The 7,856-nt window shown below is 70.5% G+C and carries 8 protein-coding genes; 4 read left to right on the forward strand and 4 right to left on the reverse strand.

The window, feature by feature from the left end; translation table 11 throughout:
* Positions 1 to 572: 572 nt before the first annotated feature.
* Together A4V12_RS23175 and A4V12_RS23180 are read right to left on the reverse strand one after the other, a co-directional pair.
* On the reverse strand, positions 573 to 1,616 hold the full coding sequence (locus A4V12_RS23175) for a threonine/serine dehydratase (protein WP_064071344.1): 1,044 nt from the start codon (positions 1,614 to 1,616) through the stop codon (positions 573 to 575).
* Between the two features lie 23 nt (positions 1,617 to 1,639).
* Positions 1,640 to 2,443 (reverse strand): hypothetical protein, encoded by an 804-nt coding sequence (locus A4V12_RS23180; protein WP_064071345.1) that lies wholly within the window; start codon positions 2,441 to 2,443, stop codon positions 1,640 to 1,642.
* 62 nt (positions 2,444 to 2,505) lie between these two features.
* Between A4V12_RS23180 and A4V12_RS23185 the strand changes: the two genes are divergently transcribed.
* Both A4V12_RS23185 and A4V12_RS23190 read left to right on the forward strand, forming a co-directional pair.
* Positions 2,506 to 3,186, forward strand: coding sequence for a TetR/AcrR family transcriptional regulator (locus A4V12_RS23185; protein WP_064071346.1), 681 nt, complete (start codon positions 2,506 to 2,508; stop codon positions 3,184 to 3,186).
* Between the two features lie 429 nt (positions 3,187 to 3,615).
* On the forward strand, positions 3,616 to 3,891 hold the full coding sequence (locus A4V12_RS23190; protein WP_064071347.1) for a hypothetical protein: 276 nt from the start codon (positions 3,616 to 3,618) through the stop codon (positions 3,889 to 3,891).
* A gap of 276 nt (positions 3,892 to 4,167) precedes the next feature.
* Here the strand turns inward: A4V12_RS23190 and A4V12_RS23195 are convergent, their stop codons facing one another.
* Entirely contained in the window at positions 4,168 to 4,386 is a 219-nt protein-coding gene (locus tag A4V12_RS23195) for a hypothetical protein (protein WP_064071348.1), read from the reverse strand.
* 80 nt (positions 4,387 to 4,466) lie between these two features.
* A complete protein-coding gene (locus A4V12_RS37655; RefSeq protein ID WP_159028917.1) occupies positions 4,467 to 4,805 on the reverse strand; it encodes a hypothetical protein in 339 nt (112 codons plus the stop codon).
* Between the two features lie 231 nt (positions 4,806 to 5,036).
* Between A4V12_RS37655 and A4V12_RS23205 the strand changes: the two genes are divergently transcribed.
* Together A4V12_RS23205 and A4V12_RS23215 are read left to right on the forward strand one after the other, a co-directional pair.
* Positions 5,037 to 5,861 carry a 3'-5' exonuclease gene (locus A4V12_RS23205; protein ID WP_064071350.1) on the forward strand — a complete coding sequence of 275 codons (825 nt, stop codon included), beginning with the start codon at positions 5,037 to 5,039 and terminating at the stop codon, positions 5,859 to 5,861.
* Positions 5,862 to 7,003: 1,142 nt separating this feature from the next.
* Complete coding sequence (locus A4V12_RS23215; RefSeq protein WP_064071352.1) at positions 7,004 to 7,687, forward strand: HNH endonuclease family protein; 684 nt, start codon at positions 7,004 to 7,006, stop codon at positions 7,685 to 7,687.
* Positions 7,688 to 7,856 lie beyond the last annotated feature (169 nt).

The raw sequence follows: 7,856 nt of genomic DNA on the forward strand, positions 1-7,856 counted from the left end.
CGCACGCGGGGATGGTCCCGTCGAAGGCCGCACGCCGCTGCCCGGCCCGTCCGGCTCCACGCGCACGCGCGGATGGTCCCCTAGCTCAGCGCTACTGTGACCCTGTCGTCGACCACGCCATCAACGTCACCCTGCCCGACCTACACTCTGGCCGCGGCTGCTGCACCTCGCCGCCGGTGGCGGTGAGCATCCGGACACGGACGCCGGGGGCGAAACCGCCTGCGACGGGCTCGGCCGGGGTGGTGAGCTGGAGATGGTCGGCGATGCGGTGGCGGAGGAGGGCTGGGAGGTCATCTCAGGTTCGGGTGGTCACGTCAATCTGCAGGTGATCGCGTCATGGTCGAGGTGACCAGGTGCTCGTGCGCAGGCCAGCGAGACCCCTGCTATGCGCGTGGCGAAGGCCGCCGGTGAGCGGCAGGGGGCAGGGCGCGGCCGAGGACGGCCAGCGTGTCGGCGGGATGCCGAACGGTATTGGTGCGTGGTCGCGAGGAAGTCTCGGCGTTGCACGCCGACGCAGTAAGGAGGCGGCCGAGCAGGTGTCCGCTCGGCTGCCTCTGAGTGCTGTCGCCTTGTCAGGGTTGCATGAGGGTGCGGGTGTCAGTGTTGGCGCCGCAGAGGATTACGCAGACCTTCTCGCCGTTGGTGGGCCGGTAGCTGCGGCTTGTTGTCCTGGGCCGGGTGGGTAGGTCGCGGTCGGGGGCGTGTTGGTCGGGGGTGAGCAGGGCCGCCAGGGCGGTGGCTGTGCCGTGTTCGACCGCGATGCGGCGGTGGTCCCACAGGGCTTGGCGGGCGTGGACGATTTCGGTGTCCGGGACGAGGATGGAGTGGACGCGGTCGTGCTGGGCGGCGGTCAGGGCCATCGCGGATGTGCGGCGGGCGCCGAGGGAGTCGGCGGCGATGGAGTCGACGGGGACGTCGACCGGGTGGCCGGCCTCGATGGCGGCGTTGAGCGCGCGGCAGTTGGTTGGCTCGACCGCTACGGTGCGGATGCCGTGGTGCTGGGCGGCGGTGGCGACGCCGGCGAACAGGCCGCCGCCGCCGACGGCGAGCACGACGGTGTCCAAGTCGGGGATCTGCTGATGGATCTCTTCCAGCAGGGTGCCGGCGCCGGCGGCGATCAGCGGGTGGTCATAAGCGTGTGAGGCCAGCGCGCCGGAGGCGGCCGTGAACTCTTCGCAGGCGGCGAGCGCCTCGGCGTACTCCGTGCCGACCAGGCGGACGTCGGCGCCGTAGTTGCGGAGCTTGGTCACCTTTACCTGAGGCGCGGTGCTGGGGAGGAACACGGTGGCGCGCACGCCTTGCTGCTGGGCGGCCCACGCGCAGGCCAGGCCGGCGTTTCCCCCCGAGGCGATAGTGATCCCAGCATCCGGCAGGGTGCCCGCATCTCGGTGGGCTTGGATGAAATTCTGGGCGCCGCGGGCCTTGAAGGAGCCGGTGTGCTGCATGAACTCCAGCGCAAGCCACACTTCGCAGGGCTGCTCGGGACGGTCGTCGAGGGGGTCGCGGGCCGCAGTGCGGATCGCGCCTGCATCGAGTGGGGTGAGGGTGACCGGCCGGGTCCGTCCCGCGATTCGGTCGGCGGCTGCCTTGATGTCGCCATAGGTGAGCTGGTGCACGTGCTGCTCCTGCGGTAGAGGGGTTATGACCAGGCGATGAGCTGGCCGGTGGGGGTCAGGCCCAGGAAGAAGGCGAACGCGATCCGGCGCCCGGTCGGGTTCGGCTCGACGGCGTGGAAGTTCGCGGGGTTGAACAGCAGCCCGTCTCCAGGCTCGGGGGCGATGCTGACGTGCTGGCAGTGCTGGACGGTCTCGGGCTGGTAGCCGTATGCCTGCCGGTGCTGCTCGTCGGCCGGCTCCCAGCGGTGGCGCCACACGGTCGTAGCCCCGCCAGCCGTGGGCACCGTCACCCAGACATTGAAGGCGAGTTGCGCCACGATCCCCTGGTCGAACAGGCCGGCGGGGAACTCGCGGTTGATGTCGTCGTAGTGGATCAGGGCCCCGGCGTTGATCTCCCGCAGGGTGCCGCCGAAGACAGCCCGGCCGCCGATGGTGGCCGGAGCGACGGCGGCGCCCCACGCGGAGCCGAGGCGCGCCATGGAGACGGCGATCGGGTCCGGGCGCATCCCGGCGCGCTGCCAGGCGGCGCGGGCGGCCTCGGCGTCGTGCCAGTACCGCTCGGCGTCCAGTCGGCCGCCTTCGTCACGGTAGTCGTTCAGGGCCGGGCCGAACCGGACGATCGGGGTCGGTACGCGTGCCGGGTCGTAGTCGGCGGTGGGCAGCCGGCCCAGCGCCGCGAGTGCGGTCCGGCAGGTGGAGGTGTCGAGGAAGTCGGGCACGCGGACGGCCGCGAGGGTGCCGGCCGCGAGGTTCGTCAGGTGTCGGTCGGTGAAGACCTCGCAGTTCACTGCGGTGAACAGCGGGTCGAGTGCCATGGTGCGGGGCATGTCGCCTCCGTAAGGACGCAGGAGCCTACCGTGACGGTACGGTGTACCGTACGCTGACTCGCATGCCTAGGCAATCCGCATCCCTCGACCACGCAACCCCCCAACACATCGCCCAGCAGGCCCTGCTGATCGTGGATCAGCACGGACCCTCTGCGCTCAGCTTCCGGACCCTGGCCTCCGCGCTGGGCATCTCCGTCGCCTCGCTCCAACGCCGCTGCACCGACCTCGCCGGACTGCTGGACCTCGTCACCGACCACCTCGCCGCCCACCTGCCCGACATCCCACCCGGCACCGACTGGCCGACGGCCACGGAAAAACGGTTCACCGCGCTGTACGAACTGCTGACCGCCCACCCGGGCCTGATCGCCCTGCGCGGTGCACGGCCCTGGCTCGGACCGCAGCTGCTCAAGCGCCTGGTGGAACCCCAGCTCGCCGACTCCCTCGCCGCCGGCATGACACCTGAGCAGGCGATCGTCACCTACCGGCGGCTGTACCTGCTCACCCTGGGCAGCGCGAGCTTCGTCGACCACCGCGACCCCCAAGCCGCCCAAGGCGCCACCCGACGCGCGCTCGCCGCCCTCGACCCCGAGGAGTTCCCAGCCCTGACCGGGCACATGGCCTCGATCCTGCCCGCCGTGACCGACCACGAGGTCTACTACGGCGCCCTCCGCCAGCTGATCCGCGCCGCCGCACCAGGCGAGGGTCGCTCTTCCCGCGACGGGCTTACCCGCGAGCCCAGGTGACTCGGGGAGCCCGCTGGCGTCTTGGGGCGTCAACCGCAGGTCAGCCCAGATCTCTGAACGATCGCTCGATGTGTTGAAGGTGCAGGTCAGCCAGCATCTCCGCACCTTCTAGGACGTTGATGTGGCTCGAGGTACCCCGGCAGGGGCTCGCGTGATCGGTGGGGGACGGGATGCCCGGCACGTTTGTGTTACTGAAGGAAGAGTTCCAGATCGACGGTGCCTGAAGCGGCCTCGAGCTGGCTGCGGCCGTGCGGCAGCTGCGGGCCGGGACCGGGCCTGGGGGCAGCACGGTCTCAGAGGCGGTCTTCGCGGCGCTGGAGGCCACGATGGTGGAGCTGTCGCCGGTGATCCTGGACGAGTGCGAAGCGGTCCGGCCGGTTGTGCGGACCGACACTGGGGTGTGGACGGCTCGACATCGCCTCCCGGGAGGTGACCTTCCTCAACGAGGTCACCGGCGAGGTCGAGACCCTGGCCGTACGGCCGGAAGCGGGCGAATGGTCGGCCGGCTCGTTCTCCTTGGCATTGATGAAAACCTCCGCGCTGGAGACGCCGCGGGGCAATGTGACCATCGACAGCGTGATGGCCCTGCTGTATCTCCCGCAGCACCTGGCGGGCCGCGAGCTGTTCGGGTCGGTGAGCGCCCAGGACATGCAGGTCACCTCCGAGGTCTGCTTCGGCGTCCTGACGAGGAAGCCGCCCGGCTGAAGGCCGAGGCGAAAGCCGCGCGCGGCAAGGAGACCAGGAGCAGGTCCTCGTGGAGCCGGCGGTGCAGGAGCAGGAGGGCGTTGGTGTCGGCGATGTTGGCCAGCTGGTCAAGCAGCGCCCCAATCGTCGGATCGTCACCGGCGCGGACGGCTGCCACGATGCACTCGATCAGCACCGTGGGCTCGGTGGAGGTGGCTGCCGGACCGGGCGAGGCTCAACCATGGTCGTCCGGTCCGGCGGCACCGGCGGGTGCAGTCCTGAGGGAGCTGGTGGCAATCATCGGTTTAACGCTCCTTGCTCGAGCGCGGTCACTCGGTGGGAGGTGTAAGTGCCCTGGGCGGTGTGCGGCTCGATGAGGACGCCAGACTCGTACAGGCCGATCTCCAGCACATCCTCGCCGCTCGCCTCGTCGGTCCGCTTACAGGCGAGCGTGGCGGCGCCGCGGGCGATGGTTTCCTCGCGGCGGGGGGCGTCGGGGTCCTGGAGCGCGGACATCAAGCCACAGCCATGGGGTGGTGAGGTCACCTGACCGACCGCACCACCCCGTGGCCGTTGTCTGCCGGTGAGCGGATGACTCACGTCTGAACTACGGCCGGTCCCCAGCAGTTGTACGCCTCGAACGTGGCGAGGTCGAAGTCGCACAGGTAGTAGGAGACCTGCAGGTCTTCCTCGAAGCTCTTGTTCACGGCCGTCCAGCCGGCAGACGGTCCGCGGTCGTTGTATATGACGCCGCTGCGCAGCGCGCCGGTGCTGGTGCGGTGGCTCCACTTGATGGCCACGGGCACACGATCGTCATGGGTGTCTTTGACCCAGAACCACTCGCCGTAGCTCTCGAAGCACGCGGTGCCGTCATAGTCGACGAGGGCGCAGCTGTAGGAGCCTGGGCTACCGGAGACGACGTTTGCACGCTGCACGCCGTCGGCTGCTGCGGCGGGCGCTGTTGTCATTGCCCAAGTCAGCACTGCGGTGACTGCTCCGCTCGCGATCATTCTTCCTTTTTGCACAGATGGGTCCTTTCCACGCGTCAAGCAAGGGGCGCCATCGGCTGGCATGTCCGTGATCAAGCCGGAGCGAAAGCCGATCTTCTGGTCTGCCCGAACGCTCCCGCTTTGGCGCCAGCCTGGCGTGGCACCGGGTACGGCGTCTTGTACAAACACGAAGCGAGGGATCAGAGCTGGGTTGCGGATGGCTCCCACTGGGCGTGGAGCTCGCCGACCGGCACGGCACGACGGTGTGGGCGTGGCACTCCCCGTACTCGGGCGGGTGGGAGCTGGACCGGGCCCGCACACGGCCCGACGAAGGAGACGGTCCGCGCGGAGCTTGCCGCCGCCCCGGCCGTCCGCCCCTACGCCGACGAGATCACCCTGTGCCCGACGTGGGGCCGCATCACCCGCCGGGCCCGGCAGCTCCTGGAGCCGGGCGCCGCGGTCGTCCTGGACACCGAGACCACCGACCTCTACGGGCAGACGATCGAGCTCGCCGTCGTCGACGCAGCGACCGGCAAGGTTCTCCAGGACACCCTGGTGAAGCCCACGGAGCCGATCACCAGCGGGGCCCGGCACGTGCACGGCATCTCCGACGAGGACGTAGCGGACGCCCGGCCCTTCGAGAAGGTCCTGCCGCGTCTGCGGAAGGTCAGCAAGGACCGGATCATCTGCGCCTACAACGTGGACTTCGACCGCGCCGTCATCCTCGGCGACGTCCGGCGAGCTGGGAAGAAACCGGGGCATCTGGAGCCCTACGACTCCTGGTACTGCCTCATGGAGGCGTACGCCGCGTGGCTCGGCTCGCCCCGCTGGCTCCGGCTCGGCGGCGGCCACCGTGCGGCCGATGACGCCCTCGCGGCCCGCGACGTCCTGGTGCGTATGTCCCAGGGCCGGGGCAACGTCTGCACTCCCCGGCCGGCAGGCCCGGGCGACCCGGTGGCCGGAGCTCCCACCGGGACCGCGCTCGCGGCCGCCGACGCCTGAACCCCACATCCCCGCGCCCCCTTCGGGGCGGGTGCTCGAGGAACGCCCCACCCGAGTTGGCTGCCTCGGCCCCGTACGAAGGGGGGCGTGCCTCGTGCACCCTCCGCCGTCCTCGGCACCGGTTGGTGTCGTGTCCGTACCTGCCCAACGCACAGCTCGCGAGCACTCGCGCTCCCGGCGTCACAGCCTGGTGCCGCCGCGCCATGAGCGAGTACGTCTCTCCCGTAGTACCTTCTCCACCGTCCTCAGCAGGCCCAGGCGCAGCGCAGCCAGTCACAAGAGCGCAGCGACTCGGGGGCGACACCGTTGCCGCGGAGCTGGGCCCGCCGCTCAGCTACCGGTGACCGCCCGGGCGCGAGGTTGCCCGGCCTGCCTGGAGGGGTTCGGATGGAGGTAGCAGCGAACGAGGAACATCCGTCGAGGAGAGCGTCATGGGCGGAGAACGGTTCCCGTTGAAGTACGGCGCCGAGCATGATTCCGAGAAGTGCTACTGCCGGGTCGCCAAGCGGTCGTGGCTGCACAGAAGACGTTGGCGCTATGAGCAAGAAGGGCTAGAGAGCTTCGCCCGAGACCTCGGCCGCGTGATCGAGGTCGAGGTGGGGCGGCTCTACTGGCTCGTGAGTGAGCCATGCTGGAACAAGGAGCGCCAGGCGGCGCCCAGGGGGCACGTCTTTTGCCGTCTGGGCCAGGGCGAACCGTCCCCCGGGCCGAGCTCTCGCTATCAGCCCTCGAAAGGAGCCCACGGCCATTGGTCCGACAATCCCGGGAGGATGGGCGGCGGAGGCTTCATGGGGTAACCATGGCGCATCGGCTCTGCGGCTGGTGTCCGAGCTGGGACTCCCGGGCCGTGGTGGGGCGGCCGTCGCGCCGAACCACCCGTGGGCACCAGTCGCTCTCACCGCTAAAAGTCACCTCTTAAGAGGTGACTTTTAGTGTCGGTTTCTCCACGCGGGCGCGGGCGCCTCATCCTGAGCGCCGACCCGGTCAGCCTTTTAGGTCTGGACAGCCTGCACCGGGTGTTCCCCGAGGCCCCCGTGCGCCTGCCGGGCGGAACGTTCATCCGGTGAATTCCGCGACCCGCGCGAGTGATGCGCCCTCCTCGATCGACCCGGTGTGCGGCTGGAGCCGGTACATCAAGCCGCGTGATCACTTCTCTTCTCCGCGCCGCCGCGGCGGCCGCGCTCACCGTGCTGCCGCTGGCCGCCCTGTCCACCACCCCGGCCCACGCGGCCGCCGCGCCCGCGCCGCGCGCGGTGGTGACGATGCCGCTGGGCCAGGCCATCGCCTCCTTGCCGCGCGCCGCCGAGTCCCGCGACGGCTACACCCGCAGCAGCTTCAAGCACTGGACCGACGCCGACCGGGACGGGTGCAACACCCGCGCCGAGGTCCTGATCGCCGAGGCGATCGAGCCGCCCACCGTCGGCGCCCGCTGCGCGCTGAGCGGCGGGGTGTGGTGGTCGATGTACGACGAGCAGCAGGTGACCGCGGCGTCCGCCCTGGACGTCGACCACATGGTGCCGCTCGCGGAAGCGTGGGACTCGGGGGCGAGCGGCTGGACGTCGGCGCGGCGCCAGGCGTACGCCAACGACCTGGACGCCGAACGGTCCCTGATCGCCGTTACCGCGAAGACCAACCGGTCGAAAGCCGACCAGGATCCGGCCCAGTGGATGCCGCCGGCCGCCGCCCAGCACTGCGCGTACCTCACTGACTGGACGGCCACCAAGGCGCGCTGGCAGCTCACCGTCGACGACGCCGAGCGCCAGGCCCTGGGCACCGCGGCCGCGCAGTGTCCGGGGGCCACCGTGGCGTACGAGCCGGTACCGTAACCGCCGGGCGGGATCACCACCCGGTGAGCGCCTTGTCAGCCCCGCCCCTGTGCCCTCGCCTCCGCGCTCTGGAGCGAGGGCACCGGCACGTCGGGCGGCCCCGACCAGCTGGGCCAAGTCCGCAGGAGCCGCTGCGGGACGGGCGCGTTCTACTTGCCGGGCTTGACCC

This window comes from Streptomyces noursei, from assembly GCF_001646665.1.
Taxonomy (GTDB): Bacteria; Actinomycetota; Actinomycetes; order Streptomycetales; family Streptomycetaceae; genus Streptomyces; species Streptomyces lavendulocolor.